Source organism: Aureimonas sp. D3 (assembly GCF_001463805.1).
GTDB lineage: Bacteria > Pseudomonadota > Alphaproteobacteria > Rhizobiales > Rhizobiaceae > Aureimonas > Aureimonas ureilytica_A.
Genome location: NZ_BBWM01000002.1, coordinates 184,829 through 202,681, shown reverse-complemented (window position 1 = coordinate 202,681; position 17,853 = coordinate 184,829). Strand labels below are relative to the sequence as shown.

The window sequence follows — 17,853 nt, the reverse complement described above, 5'->3', positions numbered from 1 at the left end:
AAGGCGCCGGAGCGATCCGGCGCCTTTGCTTTTTTTAGTTTTGGCGCGGACCCTCAGCCCACCATGTCGCCTCGCGCGGAACGATCGCGCCATACTCGCCGATCACGGCGCTCGCCATGCGATGGCCCGCGCGCGCGGCCTCTTCCAGGCTCGCGCCGCTGACGAGAGCGGCGAGGGCCGCGCCGTTGAAACTGTCGCCGGCCGAGGTCGTGTCCACGATACGCGGCGCTTGGACGCCCGCGACCTCTCGCAGGCCCGTGGCGTCACCCAGAAGGGCCGGTTCGCCGCCCGATTTCACGATGGCGCTGGTCGCGCCGAGCTTGAGCAGCCGCCGAACGGCGCTGGTCGCATCGGCGTCGGCATAGAGAACCTGCTCGTCGTCGAGACCCGGCAGGCTGAGGCTGGCATGGGCATGGGCGCGGGCGATGGTCTCTGCCGCTTCCTCCCTCGAAGCCCAGAGGCGAGGGCGATAATTGCCGTCGAAGGCGACGATGCGGCCCGCCACCTTCATGCGGCCGGCGAGTGCCAGAAGCCGCTCACGCCCTTCGGGGGAGAGAATGGCGAGGGAGATGCCGGAATAGACGAGCCCGTCGAACGTTTCGAGCTCCGCTTCCAGTGCCTCGTCGCGGCCCTCGGCAAAAAGGCGGCGCGCGGCCGAGGCCGAGCGCCAATAGGAGAAGGACCGCTCGCCCTTGTCGTCGCGCGAGATGGCGTAGAGCCCGGTCGTCTCGCCCTTGGCGATCTCGACATGCTCCGTCTCGACGCCTTCGTCACGGATGAAGGCAGGAATTTCGAGGCCGAAGGCGTCGTCGCCGACGCGGGTCACGTAATGGACATCGGCCGCGCCGGTCTCGCCGAGCGCGCGGCGGCAATAGACGGCGGCGTTCAGCGTGTCGCCGCCGACCGTGCGGCGCATGACGCCGACCTCGTCGCCGGGGCGGTGATAGAGTTCGACCATGCACTCGCCGAGAAAGGCGATACGCGGCTTGGAGGCTCCCGCCATCAGGCCTCTCCCCCGGCGAGGAACGCGTCGATCGCCTCCGCCTTCGGCATGGCGCTGCGCGCGCCGAACGAGAGACAGGCGAGCGAGGCGGCGGCCACAGCGCGCTGCGTGGCGTCGGACAGCGACAGGCCGGCGTCGAGACCGGCGGCCAGAACGCCGCAGAGCGTGTCGCCCGCGCCGGTCGTGTCCACCGGCTCGATGCGAGGCGCGCGGAAACGTTCGCTGACGCCTTGGCCCGTCGCGATCAGCGCGCCGTCGCCGCCAAGCGTGGCGAGAACGGTGATGCCTGCCTCGGTCGCCAAAGCGTTGGCGAGTGCGTCGGCGTCGCCGCCCGACACGGAGAGGATCGCGGCGGATTCGGCCAGCTCATGCTCGTTGACGATCAGAATGTCGCTGGCGGCGAAGAGCGCGCGCAGCGAAGCCGAATCGACAGCCGGCACGGGGGCGAGATTGAGAACCACCCGCACGCCATGGTCGCGCGCCTCGCGCGCCGCCCGCAAAGTCTCCTCGAAGGGCAGCTCCATCTGGAGCACGAGGGCCGAGGGGGCCTTGGCCCAGACCGAGGCGAGGCTCGCCGCGTCGGCCAAGCGGTTGGCGCCGCTTGCCACCGTGATGGCGTTCTCGCCATCGGCCGCCACCGTGATGAAGGCGCAACCCGTCGCCTCTTCGACGCGGGCGAGCGCGGACACGTCAATCCCTTCGCGCTCCAGGATCGCAGCTTCTTCCTCGCCGAAGGAATCGCGCCCGACCGCGCCGGCGAAGAGCGTCTGCGCACCGGCGCGCGCGGCAGCCGTCGCCTGATTGGCGCCCTTGCCGCCGGGCATCCGCTCGTAGCGCGGCGCGAGCACGGTTTCGCCGGGCTTGGGGATCGCCTCGACCCGGCAGACCAAATCGACGTTCAACGAGCCGAAAACCACGATCATAGGCGAATGCCTCCCAAGCCTGATGCTTTTGATCGCTAGACAACAATGGCGAACGCCACAAGCGGCATGAATGCAGGAATAGCCGTGGAGAACAGACGCGCGGGGCCGGGGTCGTCAGCCAAGCTTTCGTTTTGCACTGGCCGGGCGGCGATCGCAGCATATATTTCGCGCGCGACCGGTTGTGACAGCCGATGCGCCAGGAGGGATTGCACCATGACACCCAGCTACGGTTTTGCCTGCACGGAAGCCGGCGCCCCGATGAAGCCCTGGAGCTTCGAGCGGCGCGACCTGCGCGAGGATGATGTCCGCATCGAGATCACCCATTGCGGCGTCTGCCATTCCGACATCCATCAGGCCCACAACGACTGGGGCGTCGCGACCTTCCCGCTGGTGCCGGGCCACGAAATCGTCGGCCGCGTGGTCGAGGTCGGATCGGCTGTCAGCACCTATAAGGTCGGCGACAAGGTCGGCGTCGGCTGCATGGTCGATTCCTGCCAGGAATGCCCGTCCTGCGCCGAGGGGCTGGAGCAATATTGCGAGAACGGCATGACGCCGACCTATGCCGGTGAGGATCGTCGCGACGGGCAACCGACCTATGGCGGCTATAGCGATCAGATCATCGTCCGCGACACGTTCGTTCTGCGGATGCCCGAGAATCTCGATCTCGCCGCCGCAGCCCCGCTGCTCTGCGCGGGCATCACGACCTATTCGCCGCTGAAGCATGTCGGACTTGCCAAGGGCCAGAAGCTGGCCGTGGTGGGGCTCGGCGGCCTCGGCCATATGGCGATCAAGTTCGGCGTCGCCATGGGGGCGGAGGTGACGCTCTTCACCCGTTCGGCCTCCAAGGAAGCCGAAGCGCGCGAACTCGGCTGCACCCATGTCGTGCTCTCGACCAACGACGAAGAGATGAAGGCGCTCGCCGGCACGTTCGACTTCATCCTCGACACGGTGCCCGTGCCGCACGACCTCAACCCTTATATCGCGACGCTGAAGCGCGACGGCACCCATATCATCGTCGGAGTGATCGGCCCGCTCGACCCGCCGGTGAGCGGCGTCAACCTCATCTTCGGCCGCAAGACGGTGCTGGGATCGCTGATCGGCGGCATCGCCGAAACACAGGAAATGCTCGATTTCTGCGCCGAGCACGGGATTTCCTGCGACATCGAGACCATCAAGATCGCCGAAATCAACGAAGCCTTCGACCGCACGGTGAAGGGCGACGTGCATTACCGCTTCGTGATCGACATGGCCTCGCTGGCCGAGACCAAACAGGCGGCCTGATCGGCCATCCGCCTTTCGAGTTCGGGAACGCCGGCCTTCGGGCCGGCGTTTTCGTTTTCACTTGTGTTCTGGAAAGTGATCCTCCGTGAAGCCTCATATTCTCTGCCTCATGATGACCTCCATCGACGGCCGCGTCCTCACGCAGGACTGGGCGATCGAAGCGCCTTCCGACATCTTCGAATCGGCCCATGAAGAGCTGAAGGGCGATGCCTGGCTGGTCGGGCGCGTCACGATGGAAGAGGATTTCGATGCGGGCGGGGAATGGGAGCGGGGGCTCGCCACGGGGCCGCTCGAGCGCACGAACTGGTATGCCCAGCCGAAGGCGGGCAAGTTCGCCATCGCGGTCGATCGCACCGGCAAGCTGAACTGGAAGCGCGACCATATCGACGGCGAGCATTTCGTGGCGATTCTCGGAGACGAGGTGTCCGACGATTACCTCGCTTTTCTGCGCAAGCGCGGCGTGTCCTATATCTTCGGCGGCAAGGACGAGATCGACTTTTCGAAGGTGATGGACACGCTGGCGCGCGATCTCGGCATCCAGCGCCTGCTTCTGGAAGGCGGGGGCGGGGTCAACGGATCTGTGCTGAATGCCGGGCTGGTGGACGAGATCGTGCAGTTCGTCCTGCCGCTGACGGACGGGCGGCCGGACGCGCCGAGCCTCTTCGATATCAGGCCGGACTGGCGCGGCTCGCGCAAGCTGGAGCTTCTCTCATGCGAGGCGGGCCAGGACGGAATCGTGAAACTGCATTACCGGGTCCACAACGACTGAGCCCGGCGGCGGGTCTGGGCAGGGGCGGCGACACTCGTTAGCCTGGCGACCCGCAGACCCACCGCGAGCAGCCCCGCATGGACGAGACGACGCCAAAACCCACCGCCTCCCATGTCACGCGCCTGCGATTCGTCTTCGGCGAGAGGCGGATCGTCGGGCCGGGGCGGATCGATCTTCTCGAAGGCATCGGGGACACTGGCTCGATCGCCGCGGCCGGGCGGCGCATGGGCATGAGCTACAAGCGCGCTTGGACGCTGGTGGAGGAATTGAACACCACGTTCGACGCGCCGCTGGTCGAGATGCATCGCGGCGGCGCGGGGCATGGCGGCGCGGCCTTGACCGCGCTCGGGCTGGAAATCGTCATGCGCTACCGCGCGATGCAGGCGGCCAGCGACAGGGCGATCGCCGACGATCTCGAAGTGCTGCTGACGCGGCTCGCGCCGGACGCCGTCTCACCGGGGTGAGCCGGTCGCTGCCTCGCACGGGCACGGAAACGGCTGTTCAGTTCGCGGCCCGAAAGCGGCTTGTCGGGCGTCGGCTGGGCCAAGGCCGGGGCGGCGCAGCCAGCGACGAGTGCGTTCAAAGCTCGGCGTACGGTCATGTGGCGATTGAGATCATAGCCGAGCGCTTGGCGGCGGGCTGCCCTCAAAAGACGTGCATTTTCCTCTTCCAGACGGGCCGCGAGTTTGGCGCGCACATCCGTGCCGATCTCGTTCAAATGGTTTTCCTTCAGCGACACGAGCCCGAAGCGGCGCGCAAAGGCAAGCGCGGCCGCTTCGCCGGTTTCGGGGCGGGCGAGATCGCGGGCCGCAAAGACGCGCGCCGCCTGACGAAGCTCGGCTTCGAAACGCGCGATGGCGGAAGAGTCTGATTTGGGCAGCATGGGACTGTCTCCGGGGTCGGGATGTCCCACGAAGGTGAGGCCATCGGCCGATCGGGGGATAAGTTCGCCGGCTTTTCGCTCTGCGCTTGTGGAAAAGCGGGTCTCAAACCCTTGGCGGACCTGGGTTTGATGCTAGAACAAAAAGAGAACATATAAGAAAATAATCCTACATGCGCTGGGCATGGCTTAGCCTTCGGCCTTGTGATTCCAAAGAGGACATTCATGCCTCCCCAAAGCCATCGGCCGAATCCGGGTCCGCGACCGCTGCCTCGCTTCCTGCCCATTCCCCCCCAGCAGCAGCGGCTGCAATGCCAGGTGTCGGCCGAGATCGTCTCGGCCTTCTTCGGTATTGCCGCGCCCGACATCCTGTCTCCGCGCCGGGCGCGCGCCGACATCGCCCATGCTCGGCACACGGCGATCTACCTCGCCCATGTCGCCTTTCAGCTGCCGCTGGTCTTCGTCGCCAAAGGGTTCGGGCGGGACCGAACGAGCGTCGCCTATGCCTTGCAGCGGATCGAGGACGAGCGCGACGATCCCGATTTCGATCGGCTGTTGACGCGCATGGAGCAATTGTCGCGCGCCTGCCGCCAGCTGACGCTGCCGGGCGAACATGGGGAGGGGTTCTGATGGGCGCTCGCAAGATCGACGACGAATCGCCTCTGGCGCGGCTGGCCACCCGCAAGGGGGCCGATGGGCAAGCCTGGCTTTCGGGGCCTGAGGTGGAGGCCGGCGAGCGCCTGCGCCGCGACTGGACGCGCGGCGCGATGATGCCCTCGGTCACCCAGCGCTGGGATGGTCTGCCCGGCGGCGGCAGCCGGAATGGCGAGGCCGATCTGTCCGACGCGGCGCTGGATTGCCGGCGGCGGGTTCAGGCCGCGCTTCAGGCCGTCGGCCCGGAACTATCGGGCGTGCTGATCGATATCTGCTGCTTCCTGAAAGGCACGGAGCAGGTGGAGCGCGAGCGCCAATGGCCCGTGCGCTCGGCCAAGCTCTTGCTCAGGGCCGGGCTCGGCGCGCTCGCCCGGCACTATGGCCTCGTTCATCAGGCAGGGGAGGGGAGCGGCCGGCTGCGCGGCTGGAAGGCCGGCTCCGGCTGATGAATGTCAGGCCGCCGCATCCAGCGCCAGCTTGGCGTCGCGCTGGATGCGGGCCACCATGGAGCGCAAACCATTGGAGCGCTGCGGCGTGAGGTGTTCTTTCAGGCCGAGGCTCGTGAACAGGGTTTCGGCGTCGGTGGAGAGAATCTCGGGCGCGCTGCGGCCGGAATAAAGCGCCAGCGCGATGGCGACGAGACCGCGCACGATATGGGCGTCCGACGCGCCGGCAAAGGTCAGATGCGGCGGGCTCGCGCCGTCGCAGGCGCTGGTCAGCCAGACCTGGCTGACGCAGCCGGGCACCTTGGTCGCCTCGTTCATGTCTTCGGGCGCCAGCGGCGGCAGCTCGCGGCCCAGCTCGATCACATAGCGATAGCGATCTTCCCAATCGTCCAGAAGCTCGAAATCGCTCTGGATGTCTTCGATCGTTCTCATATGGCCGATTCCCTGCTGTGTGCCGCTCTTCAAGCCTCCATATAAGGAGAGGGGCTTGGCTTGTCAGGCACGGGGCGCAAAGCGCGGCAGCGGGGCGCGCTCGGGCGGCAGAATCGCCTGCGGCACGGGATGGAGCGGCTCGTCGGCACCGCCCGCCATGGCCGGCATCCGAAACGGCTTGGGGCTGCCCGGAACACGGTCGGCAATGGGCGGCGCGACCTCGGCCGTCTTCGCCGCCTGGGACATCGCCGGCGTCTTGGCTTCGGGCGCCTTGGCGGCTGCGGGGGCATCAGCCGGCACGGGCTTGCGATAGGGCTGCGGCAGCGGCCGTGCGGCGGTCGCGTTGGGCGCAGGCGTCTGCAGGGCGGGCCGGATCGCTATCGGCGTGGGCGCGGGGCGCTCGGGCGCGGCGAAGGACAGGGCCGCCGAAGCACTAGGCGCGACGCTGCCGGTCGTGATCGAGGCGTTGGGGCGGGCCGTGCCGGGCGGCGTATAGGCGCGGGGCGGCGCGGGCGCGTCGTTCGGGTCAGGCTGCGCGGGCTTTTCGCCGGTCATCTTCTCGCGGATCAGGCCATAGCCGATCACGGCCCCTTCCTGCACCCGAGCCACAACGAAGCTCGCCGCATCCCGCGCGCTTGCGCAGGCCGCCGGCGATCGGTCGCAGAAGCCGCCCAGGTCCGAGAAGGCCTGCTGCACGCCATAAAGAAGAACCACCGGCGAAAGGCCGGGGTCGCTCGCGCCATCCTTGTCCCTGTGCCCCGGCAGGAACAGGGCGATCAGGCCAATCAGAAAGGCGATCTTGATCAAGAAGCGCATGGACGGACGACCCGTAAGACCCTGTTCCGGCACATGATCCGGTCGCTCCCTTTTGACTCGAATCCGTTTCAAATTGCAGGGGGTGCTGCCCGAAAACCTGGGGGTAGGGCTTGGAGACCTCAACGGGATGCGATTCTCAAGTGGCTGTAATCGCAGGGAAAAGCACTGTTAATTCACCATTAACCATGTTTCGAGAACTCGCCGGGGATCGGGCTTTGGAGCGCCGAAACGGCGATCCCGACCCCCAATTTATGGCTTCCTTAAAAGGTTAAGAGCCAAGATCGACCGATGTTGAAGTGCGGTTCGGTGGTGTCATGACGACGCCCGATGCCCCGACCGGGACGTGTGGATCGGTGATGATTCCATTGGAATACGCGCAGACGGAAGGACATTCGGGTGCCTTTCGCCGCGTGGGCAGCGCCTGGGCTTCCCGGTGTCAGATGATGATCGATGTGCCGGCGGCGACGATGCGCGCCAAGCGCCGTCTTGCCTCGATCTGCGGCGGGCTCGTGATGTCGGGCCTTGTCTGCGCCATGGCGGCCCCGCTTCTGGGCGTGGCCGGCTTCGGGATCATGCCGATCGCCTGCGCGCTCGTTCTGGGCTTCGCGACGCTGATGGCGGCCGTCACCATTGCGGCGACGGGCGAAACCGATCTGGCGACCGCTGGGCTTTACACGCTGGTTGCGGCCATGCTCTCGCTTCTCGCGGTGGAGATCGATAGTTTCTGGCCGCTCTGCCTTCTGCTGGTCGGCCCGGTCGAGGCGCGGCTGGCGCACCAGCGTCTCCTGTTTCGCCTGATGCTGCCAGCGGTGTTTCTGGGCGCGGGTCTCGTGGGCTTCCTGTCCCTGCACGGGTTGGGCCCGACGGATCAGGGCTTTGCCGGCACGGTCGTCGCGCTGCCTCTCATCACGGCCTATGTCGCCTTCGTCCTGCACCGTCTTGCGCTTCGCGCCAAGGCGGGTGCGGAGATCGTGCGCCCTCGCGCTTGCGTGATGCTGGACGGCGAGGGGCGTGCGCTCGATGGAGCCCAGGCGGGGACCGCCTTCAGCCAGCAGCTGCACCTTCTCGATCGCGTTCTGTTCTTGAAGGCTCTGGACAGCCTGCGCCAGGGCAGCGACGCAATGAACCTCCGCCTGCGCCTTCATGGCGCCGAACCCGGCTCGTTCCGTAGCCACGCTATCAGGCTGGAGCCGGTGCGCGGCAAGCTCGGCGATCTCCTGCGCATCGAGCTGGAGGTTCTGGAAGCCGAGGCGGAGGAGACACAAGCATCCGAGCCCGCCGCGCCGACCATGGAAACGGCGTTTCTGGCCGCCATGTCGCATGAGCTGCGCACGCCGCTCAACGCCATTATCGGGTTCTCCGAGCTTCTCGAAGGCGAGACCTTCGGACCGTTTCCCGACCCGCGCCAGAAGGAGTATGTCGGCCTGATCCGTCGCTCGGGCCAGCATCTTCTGGAAATCGTCAACGGGCTGCTCGACGTCTCGAAGATCGAGGCGGGGCGCTACGAGCTTTCGATGGAGCCCTTCGTCGTCGCCGATGTCGCGGCGGCTGCAGCCGAACTGGTCGGCTGCGAGGTCGAGCGCAAGAAGCTGCGGCTCGTGCTGCGCACCGCGCCCGAGGCGGAAACCGTCACGGCCGATCGTCGGGCATGCCAGCAGATTCTGGTCAATCTTCTGGCCAATGCCGTCAAGTTCACGGACGAAGGCACGGTGTGCCTGAGCGCTCGGGTCGAGCGCGACGAGTTGGTGATGCAGGTGACGGATACGGGCATCGGCATCGCGTCTTGCGACATCGCGCGCCTGGGACGTCCCTTCGTGCAACTCTCTCAGGGGCTTAGCCGCAAATACGAGGGAACCGGCCTTGGCCTGTCGCTCGTACGCGGCTTTGCCGAACTTCACCACGGAACCATGGAGATCTCGAGCCTGGAGGGACGCGGCACCACCGTCACGGTGCGCATCCCCACCGATTGTGCCGAGCGCCCGCGCGCCGGTGAAACCCCATCCGAAAATGTCGTTGCCCTGACCCATGCCCGTCAAAAAGCCAGTCTCTCCTCGCAAGCCTTCCCGACCCGTCGCTCGGCCTGACAAGCGCCCTGGCCTCGGCGCGGCGGCCGGCCACGCCGGAGCCCGCGTGCTTCGCACCGGGGCCGGCATCGTCGCGGCCCGGCCGGTTCTGTTCGCCAGCCTCGCGCTGTTCTCGACGCTGGCCGGAATCGTCGCCGACAATGCGCTGAACCGGCAGGCGGGGCGTCATCCCCATCCCATGCTCGCCACGCGCGGAGCTCAGACGACGCGGCTGGCCGAAACACGGCTGACCGGCGCGGCGCAGGCCGCGCCCGTGCCGACCGCGCGCGCCGCCGTGGCCGCGCCCTCGAACGCCGTGGCCAATGATCCGCGCATCATGCCGTTTCCGCTGGTACGCGAGGCGCAGGTGCTCTTGTCCCAGCAAGGCTACTACAAGGCCGATATCGACGGCCGGCCGGGTCAGGCGACGGACATGGCGATCCGCGACTTCCAGTCCGCGCGCGGGCTGAAGGTGGATGGCATGGCGACGCCGCTGCTTCTCAGTCAACTTCGACAGGCCGCCAACCCGCCGTCCGCGAGCGACGATCCGATCGCGCGGCTGGCTGCGGGCGGCACGGTGGACCCGGCCGCCACGGGCGGTATCGGGGCGGCGCCCGATACGGACCTGGTGCGCCAGATCCAGGCCAAGCTCGCGGAAGCGCGCGTCGCCGATCTCAAGGCGGACGGCATCATGGGCGAGCGCACGCGCGCGGCGATCCGCACCTTTCAGGCGCTGGAAAGCCTGGAGGTGACGGGCGAGCCGAGCCGCGAGGTGCTGGATCGGCTGAACGAGACCGGCGCTTCGGCGTCGCGCTGACGGCGGTCCCATGCGGCTCACCAGTGAAATCTTCGTCGCGGCGCTCCTGCGCCGCGTCTTTGCCGATGGCGGCTTCGCGGCTGTCGAGCGGCGCGGCTCGGAGGCGGCGGGCGCCATCTTCGTGGTGGTGCGAGGGCGATCGGGCGCGCTGCAACTCCTCGGCCCCGCGCCGCAGACCATGGCCGGCGAAGGCGGCGAAAGACGCTTCCTGCGCGAGGCGGCGAGCGACGAGGACGGGTTGCGCCAACGCCTGGAGCGCGAAGCCCGCTTCGATCCCGACTTCTGGGTGGTGGAAATCGAGACCGAGACGCCGGAGGTTTATCTGACGCTGGTGGAAGAGGAAGGGTAGGCGGGAACCCTCGACGGATATAGGAAACGGTGTCTCGGGAGAAGACCTTCAAGGAACCGCTCCCATGCGCCCGGAGCTATAGGCGACATCCTCTCCAACTGTTCGGCAGCGGCTTAAAGCCCGCCCTCAAACGCCGGCTATAGGCGCGCAGGATACGCGCTCAGACGGATTTCATCTTCCCGGCGATCAATTCCCCCGCCAGTGTCGAGCCCATCTGGCGGATCGCTTCGTAGTCCTCGGCTGAAAACAATTCGGTCACGATGCTGCGAACCAGATCGCAGTCATGTGTCACGACGTGCCGCGCCAGAATATTGGCGTAATGGCTGCGGTTCTTGCCCTTTGTGCCTTTCACGCCCTTGTACACGGCCTTGCCGAGGCGATGAGCGGCCGTCACCAATGACAGGCCCACCATGCCGGCCGCCTTCTTGCCGGCTTTGACCTTCTTCTTGGCGATGATGTAGGGCAAGACCGTATTCAGAATCATGGCGTGATCCTGCACGCCCGTCTCGTGATGGGCGAGGCATCGGCAGGCGTGCTTCTTGCGGCCGATCTTGTGCGTGAGCTCGATGTCGCTCAGGCCTTCCAGATGATCCATCGTGCTGCTGAACGAAACGGCCGATGTGGCCATGCCTGCCGCCGTCATGACGCCGCCAGCCACCAGAAGACCGACACCGGCTGTTCCGCCGATCGCCAAGCCGCCGACGCCCACCAGAGCCAGATGCTTGGCGTTGCTGGTCGCGGAAAGACCTGTGGACACGACAGTCGATGCGATGGATGCGTATTTGCGCACCGTCCGGCTTGTCAGAGCGTCGTCCGTCGCTTCCTTCGGGAAGGCGCTGGGAATATTGGGCCAGTTGCCGGAGACCTCCGCGCTTTCCTGCTGATCAACGCCGCCCATGCGTGACGCTCTCCTATGATGCCCGGACCATGAGGGTCGGATGACGCTCCGATCTTATGCCGGGGCGCATGCGCATCATCCAAGAGCAGGACTTTGCCTTCCGTCTCAAATCCGGCTCAGCCCTTCGCCTCGCGGTTCAACGGGCGGGCGATGCGTCGGCCGAAATCGCGCCGCGTGTTGTCGACATTGCGGTAGACCTCGGGCGAGGTGAGGGGGGCGTGGCGCGCGCTGACGATGAGGCTGCGGCATTCTTCGGCGGGAAGCGCCTTGTAGAAGCGGGCCATGGAATCGAAAGTCGCGACATCCAGCCCGACAGCCGGCTTCAGGAGCATGAGAATGCTCAAGGCGTCGGCGGGGCTGGCCTTCAAGGCTTTCAGCGCGACTGCCAGGGTTTCACCCGTCGGCTCGGAGACGATGCGCTCCAGCATGGAGGTTTCGAGCGAGAAGATTTCGGTCAGAATCTCGTAGAACAGAACCTCTTCTCGCGAGAAGGCGGCATTCATCAGATCCGTCAGATCGGGGACCGCTTGCGGCTTGGCCGGACCGCGCCCGGCGGTCGCCAGACGACGCAGAAGCTCGCGGGCCTCGTCCGCGTTGCGGGGCGGCATTCGCCGGCCCGGAGCGGGTGTGCGGGCGTTGAACGGGGTTTCCGACAGGAAGTCGGCCGCCAGCGAAGGCGCTTCGATCTGTGGTTCCTGGATAGGCGCGGGCGTCTCGGAGGATAGCGAAGGCGCGGCGGGCGGCATCGCCGTGACCTGCACCTGTACCGAGGGCTTGAAAGCCGGCGGCGGGATGATGCCGCGGGCATCCCGGTTGCGCACCAGCCGCGCCACGCGCTCGTCCGGCGAAGCGGCCAGCGTTGCCAGATCGGCTTCGCTGAGAACAGGGCTCGACACGAGGAAGGGGGCCGACACCTCGACCGGGCTTTCCAGCATCAGCTCCACGAGCGAGCGCGGCACACGGCCGGCATGGGACAGGGAAGCCGCCAGATTGCGCTTGGTCTCGGTTCGGATGCGGTTCCAGAGCGGAACCACGAGGCGGCTGAGATCCTCCACCTGCGCGGCGCTCGGATTTCGCAACGAGCCGAAGGTCGCCACAGCGGCAGCCACGACGGTGTCGAATTCCCCCTGGCCGAACTGGCGTTCAAGGGATCGGAAGATACGCGGTGCTGCGTCCTTCATAGTGCTCCGAGGGGGTAGGGTGTGGCGGCCATGCAACCGTCAGGATTAGAGCAAAATTCTTAGCAACCTGTTAACCTTGCAAACGTGTAATCGACATCAGCAAAGGCGGGGATCTTTCGGGCCTGCAAGGCTGGGTTCAGTCTCGCGCTTTGCCCCGCCAATCGTCGGGTTGCTTCCCGATCGGCGGGACATAAATCGAGTCTCAAGGACGGGCGGTTCGACTGATGAGCCCGCCGATCCAGGGGCTCCGTCACAGGTCATGGCGTCGTTGGAAGGAGTGGACGTCAGGCTCAATCAAGGAGGGGAAACACATGGCTGAGGTTCATCAACTCGTACCGTCGCCAAGACCGTATCTGGCAGGCCGCCCATGGCGGGGGCCGGAAGGCGGGAACATCGTGATCCTGCCGTGCATCCGGCGGGAGCGGATCGCCGAATTCGTGCCCGTCCGCAGCGACGAGCGCGCACTGGCCCGCCGAAGCTTCAAGGCGGCGGACGAAGCGGATGCTTGATCCATCTCAGGGAGCTGATGCCGAGCGAACTTTGCAGGCGCGCTGAGCGTTCGGCCGTCTCGCTCGATAAGGATTGGAATGGGGCTGGTAGCCGAAGCTTAGCCACATGCCCGCGCTTCCGAAAACCGTGGGTTTTGGTTCGGCGGTGAGACGAGGCGTCTGATATCTCATGCCGCCTGAAAAGAGGTGGTCAGAACGCGCTGGCCCCGTCAGGGCTCCGTGGTGCCGGCTTCCTCGGGCGTTGCCGGGCGGCAGGTAACCGAACGGGCGAAACGATCCACGAAGGGGCGCTCGCTCTCGGACGGTACGAGAACGCGAACCGTGAGATAGCCGTCCTGACCCGCAACCGCGACAGGCACCGTCGGAATATCGCCGGACGAGCCTTCGATGCGCGCGAGATCGAGCTGCTCGCTGGTGCCGACCAGAAGGTCGAGCCGGCCTTCGAGGGCCACGCGCTCGCTGATCGAATAAAGATTGTCGCCATTGTGCGCGTAGATCGACGCCGTCCAGAAGCGCGTCTTCTCGTCCGAAAACAGGCGCGCGGGTCCATTCTTCAAGGAGAAGCGGCAGGCGACGTCGATAAAGGCGGGGTCCACGAAGACGAAGCCGGCGGGGGAGGCCGCGTGCCGATCGCTTTCGGGTTCTTCGAAGCCGATCCGCACGGTCTGAAACAAGGGGCCGAGCCGCGACAGGCGGCTCCAGGCGTCGTTGTCGGCTTGGCCGGGAATGGCGAAGACGATCGCGATATGGACGATTCCGGCCCCGACGAGGCCGACCAGAATGGCCAGAAGCAGCTTACCCATTCGTCTGGCAGTCCGTTCTCACGATATGGGGCATGGCGATCGGCGCGGCGCCGCTGTCGGTGCTCACCGGCGTGTCATAGAAGGTGAGGGCCAGGATGTAGCCGCCGTCTCCGACGGTGGCCAGCCAGTTTCCAGGCCGGGCCACGGGACCGACCGAGATGATCGCCTCGTTGCGGTCGTTTCGCATCCAATGGAGCGAGACGAGGTGGTTCGGCCGGTTGTTGCCGGCTTCGATCAGCCGCCCTTCGAAGTCATAGGCCGCGAGCGTCGCGATGCGTGCCGGGGGATAGGCGCCCTCCAGCTGGTACGTGCATTCGCGCCGCAACTCCCGGTTTTGGGAATCGACGCGCGCGCGAAAGGCGACGCCTTCGCCGAGCCCGAGCGTGAGATTGCCCGAACGCGCCTGACGCGCCTTGGCATAGGGATCGGCATTGGGCGAGCCGGCCGTCCGGTCGGCATGCCAAGGGCCGACCACGACGATCTCGGTGCCCTCGAAATGATCGATCATCCAGGCGGCCGAGTAGGAGCCGAGACCAAGCGCGATCGCGAGAGCGATAAGGATCAAGAACAGAAAACGCATCGTCCGACCTTATCGCCGCGAATGGTGCCGCGCGCCAGAGCCCTGGCCTGTACCAGCCAGGGCAATGGGCCTGTCCGAACCACGCGTCACGGATTGGCGACAGCGGGCTGGGGGCGGGCAGTGCTGCGCGCGGCGGCCGAGGCCAGCTTGCCCGGCGGAACGGGCGCGGCCGACTGCATCAGACGCTCCAGATCGGCCAAAACCTTCTGCGTCTGATTGTTGACGAGGCTCGGGCGGGTGATGCGCGGAATGTCGCCGGCCCCCTCGGTCTTGGCCACCTCGATCGAGCCCGGCGCGGGAATGGGATTGTCGATGAAGGGGATCGGGCGAAGGTCGATGCCCTGATGCGCCGATTCCATGAAGCGCTGCCACGTCATGGCGGGCAGACCGCCGCCCGTCAGCTTGTTGGTCGGCTTGAAACTGTCGTTGCCATACCAGACGGCAGCGGTGAAATTGCCGGTGAAGCCGACGAACCAGGCGTCGCGATAGCCCTGCGTCGTGCCCGTCTTGCCGCCGGCGCGGGTCATGGAAAGGCGCGCGCGGCGGGCCGTGCCGACCTCGGGAATGCGCACGAACATCTCGTTCATGCTCTTGGTCGCCTGTTCGGAGAGGACCCGGTGGCGCGGGGGAAGATCGCGCCGGGCGTCCCACAGGATCGTTCCGTCGGCGAGCGAAATCTGCTCGATGGAATGGCGCTGCGAGGACAGGCCGCCCGCCGGGAAGACGGAATAGCCGGTGGCCTGATCCAGAACCGTGACCTCGTTGGTGCCGAGCGCGATCGTCTTGTCGCCGCGCAGCGGGGTCTCGACGCCGAAGGACTTGGCGAGCGCGGCGACCTTGCCGGGGCCCACTTCCTGGCTGAGCTTGACGGCGACCGTGTTCAGCGAGCGGGCCATGGCGTCCTGAATCTGAATGCGGCCGGCGAAGGAATTGCCGTAGTTCTGCGGCATCCAATTGCCAACGCGAACGGGGCCATCGACGATGAAGTCGGTCGGCTTGTGGCCGTTCTCCATCGCGCTCGCATAGACATAGGCCTTGAAGGAAGAGCCCGGCTGGCGGAGCGCGCGCGTCGCGCGGTTGAACTGCGACAAGCCATAGTCCCGGCCGCCGACCAAGGCGACGAGCCCGCCCTCGTCGTCCAGCACGGCCATGGCGCCTTCTTCCACGCCATAGGTCTTGCCGAATTGGCGCAGGTGGAAATCGACGCTTTCGTCCGCAAGCTTCTGGAGGCCCATATCGATCGTGGTGCGGGCGACGAAGGTGCGCTGGGGGAAGTCGGAGGCGATGCGCTGGATTTCGTCGAAGGCGTAGTCGAGGAAATAGTCGGGTGCGGGGAGCGCCGAGGCCCGGTCGACGGCGGTGGCGGGGTGACGCCGCGCGGCGACGACCTGGCCCTCGGTCATGAAGCCGGCATCCACCATGGCGCCGAGCACGACATTGGCGCGGGCGCGCGCGGCTGGGAGATTGTTGTGGGGGGCATATTGCGTCGGCGCCTTGAAGAGGCCCGCCAGCATGGCCGCTTCGGGCAGGTTCACGTCGCGAATATTCTTGCCGAAATAGAACTCCGCCGCCGCCGCCGCGCCATTGGTGCCGCCGCCCATATAGGCGCGGTCGAGATACATGCCGAGAATCTCGCGCTTGGTCAGATTGGCTTCGAGCCAGAGCGCGAGGAAGGCCTCGTTGATCTTGCGCTCCAGCGAGCGCTCGTTGGACAGGAAGACATTCTTGGCGAGCTGCTGGGTCAAGGTCGAGCCACCCTGGACCACGCCGCCGGCGCGCGCGTTCTCGCCCAGCGCGCGGGCGAGGCCGAGAAAGTCGATGCCCCAATGTTCGAAGAAGCGGCGATCTTCGGTCGCCAGAACCGCCTTCACGAAATGATCGGGCATCTCGTCGATGGGAACGGCATTGGCCTTGAGGATGCCGCGCCGGCCGATCTCGTTGCCGTGCCGGTCCAGAAACTGAACGGAGAAATCCGCCTGCTGGGGCAAGCCATGCCGCGTCATCTTCATGGCGGGCTGGGCGAGCGTGAGCAGCAGGACGAAGCCGACGAGGCCGAGCGTCAGTGCCTCGCAGCACAGTTCGACAGCAATCCGGTTCGGCCCGCGCACGCGAAAGCGACGCGAAAAGATCGTGACCGATTCCCAGAACCTGGAAATGCCATGAAAAAACCGCCACAAGCTGCTGTCCAGCCAGGCGTCGATCTCGATCAGGCCGAAGGGAAGCTTGCGTTTTCCGGGCTTGGGGGGAACTGGTCTGGGCACGGGCGACACCATCCTCCGGCAGGCTTCTCTGGCCCTTCGGCTCATTCTACAGGAAGCGATTCGAGAGACAATCGAATGCCTTGTCCTAGCGATACTTCCTGAGGGAAGAGGTGTGGAGATTGCGTGGCGGAACAAGGTCGAAAGCGGAAATCATGAAGCAATTCGTCAGGTGCGGTCTTTGAGCAACATACCCTTCTGGAAGCGCAAGACGCTGGAGGAAATGACGTCGGAGGAGTGGGAATCCCTCTGCGACGGCTGCGGGCGCTGCTGCCTGAACAAGCTGGAGGATTGGGACACCGGCGAGATCATCTGGACTCATCTCGCCTGCAAGCTCCTGGACGGCGACAGTTGCCGCTGCTCCAATTATGCGAACCGCTTCGAGAGCGTGCCGGACTGCGTGGCGCTCGACCCCGCGACGGTGCGCTCCATCCCCTGGCTGCCGCCGAGCTGCGGCTATCGGCTGGTGGCGGAAGGGCGGGATCTTCGATGGTGGCACCCGTTGATTTCGGGCGACCCTGAGACCGTGCATCTGGCGGGCGTCTCGGTTCAGGGCCAGACGGTGAGCGAGGAAGGGTTGGAGCCCGAGGACTACGAGGACCATCTGGCCGATTGGCCGGGCGAGGACCCAGGCGATGGCTATGTCGGCGAGCTGTCGGGCGATGATTCTAAAATAGGAAAATAGTCCTTGACTGCGTCACGGTGCTCGGGTAGTCTTCAGACACAATCGAGAGAGTGGGTTCAAATGCGGCGGTTCCGGCAGGAGCAGCCGCTTTTTGCATTCGAGGGGGTGGCATGGCGGGACGAACCAAAGCCGGCAAGCTTTTGTCGGATCGGCTGCTGCGGGCCCTGACGCAGGAAATGACGGCGCTGGAGGTGGCGCGGCCGACCAAGCGAAAGCGGGGCGCGGAGGGCGAGACGGAAGCGGACGGCGCATCGCGCCCGGCGGACACGAAGGCGCGGATCGAGGCGATCGGCCATCTGACAAGGAGTTTGGAGAAGCTTCTGGAACTGCGCCAGATCGAGACGCTGGGCCTGACCGCGCAGGCGGAGGGCGACGATGCCGCGACCGAGCGGCTGCGCGAAGAAATGCTGAAGCGCCTGCGCGCGCTCGACGCGCGCCGGCCGCTGGGCGCGAGCCTGTTCGACGGGCTGGGTGCTTCGGGTGCCGGCGCTTGAGCGGGGAAGAGG

The 17,853-nt window shown here is 66.2% G+C and carries 21 protein-coding genes; 11 read left to right on the top strand and 10 right to left on the bottom strand.

Going from position 1 to position 17,853, the window contains the following annotated elements:
• Positions 1 to 34: 34 nt before the first annotated feature.
• Complete coding sequence (locus AUL36_RS01115; protein WP_062217082.1) at positions 35 to 1,003, bottom strand: sugar kinase; 969 nt, start codon at positions 1,001 to 1,003, stop codon at positions 35 to 37.
• A complete protein-coding gene (locus tag AUL36_RS01110) occupies positions 1,003 to 1,926 on the bottom strand; it encodes a ribokinase (RefSeq protein WP_062217079.1) in 924 nt (307 codons plus the stop codon). Before AUL36_RS01110 ends, AUL36_RS01115 begins: the two co-directional genes overlap by 1 nt.
• A gap of 213 nt (positions 1,927 to 2,139) precedes the next feature.
• Between AUL36_RS01110 and AUL36_RS01100 the strand changes: the two genes are divergently transcribed.
• The 3 genes from AUL36_RS01100 to AUL36_RS01090 all read left to right on the top strand — a co-directional run bounded on the left by AUL36_RS01100 (position 2,140) and on the right by AUL36_RS01090 (position 4,440).
• The gene (locus AUL36_RS01100; RefSeq protein WP_062217073.1) at positions 2,140 to 3,207 is read left to right on the top strand and encodes an NAD(P)-dependent alcohol dehydrogenase; all 1,068 of its coding nucleotides are present in this window, start codon (positions 2,140 to 2,142) and stop codon (positions 3,205 to 3,207) included.
• Between the two features lie 85 nt (positions 3,208 to 3,292).
• Entirely contained in the window at positions 3,293 to 3,976 is a 684-nt protein-coding gene (locus AUL36_RS01095; protein ID WP_082655402.1) for a dihydrofolate reductase family protein, read from the top strand.
• A 77-nt stretch (positions 3,977 to 4,053) separates the two neighbouring features.
• Entirely contained in the window at positions 4,054 to 4,440 is a 387-nt protein-coding gene (locus tag AUL36_RS01090; protein WP_062217070.1) for a winged helix-turn-helix domain-containing protein, read from the top strand.
• On the opposite strand, the gene AUL36_RS23605 is transcribed toward AUL36_RS01090, so the two are convergent.
• On the bottom strand, positions 4,344 to 4,859 hold the full coding sequence (locus AUL36_RS23605; protein WP_156418217.1) for a hypothetical protein: 516 nt from the start codon (positions 4,857 to 4,859) through the stop codon (positions 4,344 to 4,346). The genes AUL36_RS01090 and AUL36_RS23605 overlap by 97 nt on opposite strands.
• 222 nt (positions 4,860 to 5,081) lie before the next feature.
• On the opposite strand from AUL36_RS23605, the gene AUL36_RS01080 reads away from it, so the two are divergent.
• Positions 5,082 to 5,486, top strand: coding sequence for a helix-turn-helix domain-containing protein (locus AUL36_RS01080; RefSeq protein WP_062217064.1), 405 nt, complete (start codon positions 5,082 to 5,084; stop codon positions 5,484 to 5,486).
• A complete protein-coding gene (locus AUL36_RS01075) occupies positions 5,486 to 5,956 on the top strand; it encodes a DUF6456 domain-containing protein (RefSeq protein ID WP_062217061.1) in 471 nt (156 codons plus the stop codon). The genes AUL36_RS01080 and AUL36_RS01075 overlap by 1 nt, the downstream gene beginning before the upstream one ends.
• A 6-nt stretch (positions 5,957 to 5,962) precedes the next feature.
• On the opposite strand, the gene AUL36_RS01070 is transcribed toward AUL36_RS01075, so the two are convergent.
• Both AUL36_RS01070 and AUL36_RS01065 read right to left on the bottom strand, forming a co-directional pair.
• Positions 5,963 to 6,388, bottom strand: a complete 426-nt coding sequence (locus AUL36_RS01070) for a SufE family protein (RefSeq protein WP_062217058.1) — start codon at positions 6,386 to 6,388, stop codon at positions 5,963 to 5,965.
• 63 nt (positions 6,389 to 6,451) lie between these two features.
• On the bottom strand, positions 6,452 to 7,204 hold the full coding sequence (locus AUL36_RS01065) for a DUF5330 domain-containing protein (protein WP_062217054.1): 753 nt from the start codon (positions 7,202 to 7,204) through the stop codon (positions 6,452 to 6,454).
• Between the two features lie 356 nt (positions 7,205 to 7,560).
• Here AUL36_RS01065 and AUL36_RS01060 point away from each other — a divergent pair, with 356 nt between their 5' ends.
• From AUL36_RS01060 to AUL36_RS01050, 3 genes are read left to right on the top strand one after another with little or no spacing between them, the layout of a single operon-like run.
• Positions 7,561 to 9,288, top strand: coding sequence for a sensor histidine kinase (locus AUL36_RS01060; RefSeq protein ID WP_062217051.1), 1,728 nt, complete (start codon positions 7,561 to 7,563; stop codon positions 9,286 to 9,288).
• A 46-nt stretch (positions 9,289 to 9,334) separates the two neighbouring features.
• A complete protein-coding gene (locus AUL36_RS01055) occupies positions 9,335 to 10,084 on the top strand; it encodes a peptidoglycan-binding domain-containing protein (protein ID WP_058600732.1) in 750 nt (249 codons plus the stop codon).
• Between the two features lie 10 nt (positions 10,085 to 10,094).
• Positions 10,095 to 10,433, top strand: coding sequence for a DUF1491 family protein (locus AUL36_RS01050; RefSeq protein ID WP_062217049.1), 339 nt, complete (start codon positions 10,095 to 10,097; stop codon positions 10,431 to 10,433).
• Positions 10,434 to 10,593: 160 nt separating this feature from the next.
• Here AUL36_RS01050 and AUL36_RS01045 read toward each other — a convergent pair whose 3' ends face one another.
• Both AUL36_RS01045 and AUL36_RS01040 read right to left on the bottom strand, forming a co-directional pair.
• Positions 10,594 to 11,331, bottom strand: a complete 738-nt coding sequence (locus AUL36_RS01045) for a hypothetical protein (protein WP_062217046.1) — start codon at positions 11,329 to 11,331, stop codon at positions 10,594 to 10,596.
• A 116-nt stretch (positions 11,332 to 11,447) separates the two neighbouring features.
• Entirely contained in the window at positions 11,448 to 12,512 is a 1,065-nt protein-coding gene (locus AUL36_RS01040; RefSeq protein WP_062217043.1) for a hypothetical protein, read from the bottom strand.
• A gap of 311 nt (positions 12,513 to 12,823) precedes the next feature.
• Between AUL36_RS01040 and AUL36_RS23600 the strand changes: the two genes are divergently transcribed.
• Positions 12,824 to 13,021, top strand: coding sequence for a hypothetical protein (locus tag AUL36_RS23600; RefSeq protein WP_156418216.1), 198 nt, complete (start codon positions 12,824 to 12,826; stop codon positions 13,019 to 13,021).
• 209 nt (positions 13,022 to 13,230) lie between these two features.
• On the opposite strand, the gene AUL36_RS01035 is transcribed toward AUL36_RS23600, so the two are convergent.
• From AUL36_RS01035 to AUL36_RS01025, 3 genes are all read right to left on the bottom strand, one after another.
• A complete protein-coding gene (locus AUL36_RS01035; protein WP_062217040.1) occupies positions 13,231 to 13,824 on the bottom strand; it encodes a DUF1254 domain-containing protein in 594 nt (197 codons plus the stop codon).
• The gene (locus tag AUL36_RS01030) at positions 13,817 to 14,404 is read right to left on the bottom strand and encodes a DUF1214 domain-containing protein (RefSeq protein ID WP_058600726.1); all 588 of its coding nucleotides are present in this window, start codon (positions 14,402 to 14,404) and stop codon (positions 13,817 to 13,819) included. Before AUL36_RS01030 ends, AUL36_RS01035 begins: the two co-directional genes overlap by 8 nt.
• An 86-nt stretch (positions 14,405 to 14,490) precedes the next feature.
• Positions 14,491 to 16,677: a transglycosylase domain-containing protein gene (locus tag AUL36_RS01025; RefSeq protein WP_062217037.1), complete on the bottom strand. Its 2,187-nt coding sequence runs from the start codon at positions 16,675 to 16,677 to the stop codon at positions 14,491 to 14,493.
• Positions 16,678 to 16,843: 166 nt separating this feature from the next.
• Between AUL36_RS01025 and AUL36_RS01020 the strand changes: the two genes are divergently transcribed.
• Positions 16,844 to 17,347: a YcgN family cysteine cluster protein gene (locus AUL36_RS01020; protein WP_082655418.1), complete on the top strand. Its 504-nt coding sequence runs from the start codon at positions 16,844 to 16,846 to the stop codon at positions 17,345 to 17,347.
• Positions 17,348 to 17,457: 110 nt separating this feature from the next.
• Positions 17,458 to 17,841 carry a hypothetical protein gene (locus tag AUL36_RS01015; RefSeq protein ID WP_062217034.1) on the top strand — a complete coding sequence of 128 codons (384 nt, stop codon included), beginning with the start codon at positions 17,458 to 17,460 and terminating at the stop codon, positions 17,839 to 17,841.
• Positions 17,842 to 17,853 lie beyond the last annotated feature (12 nt).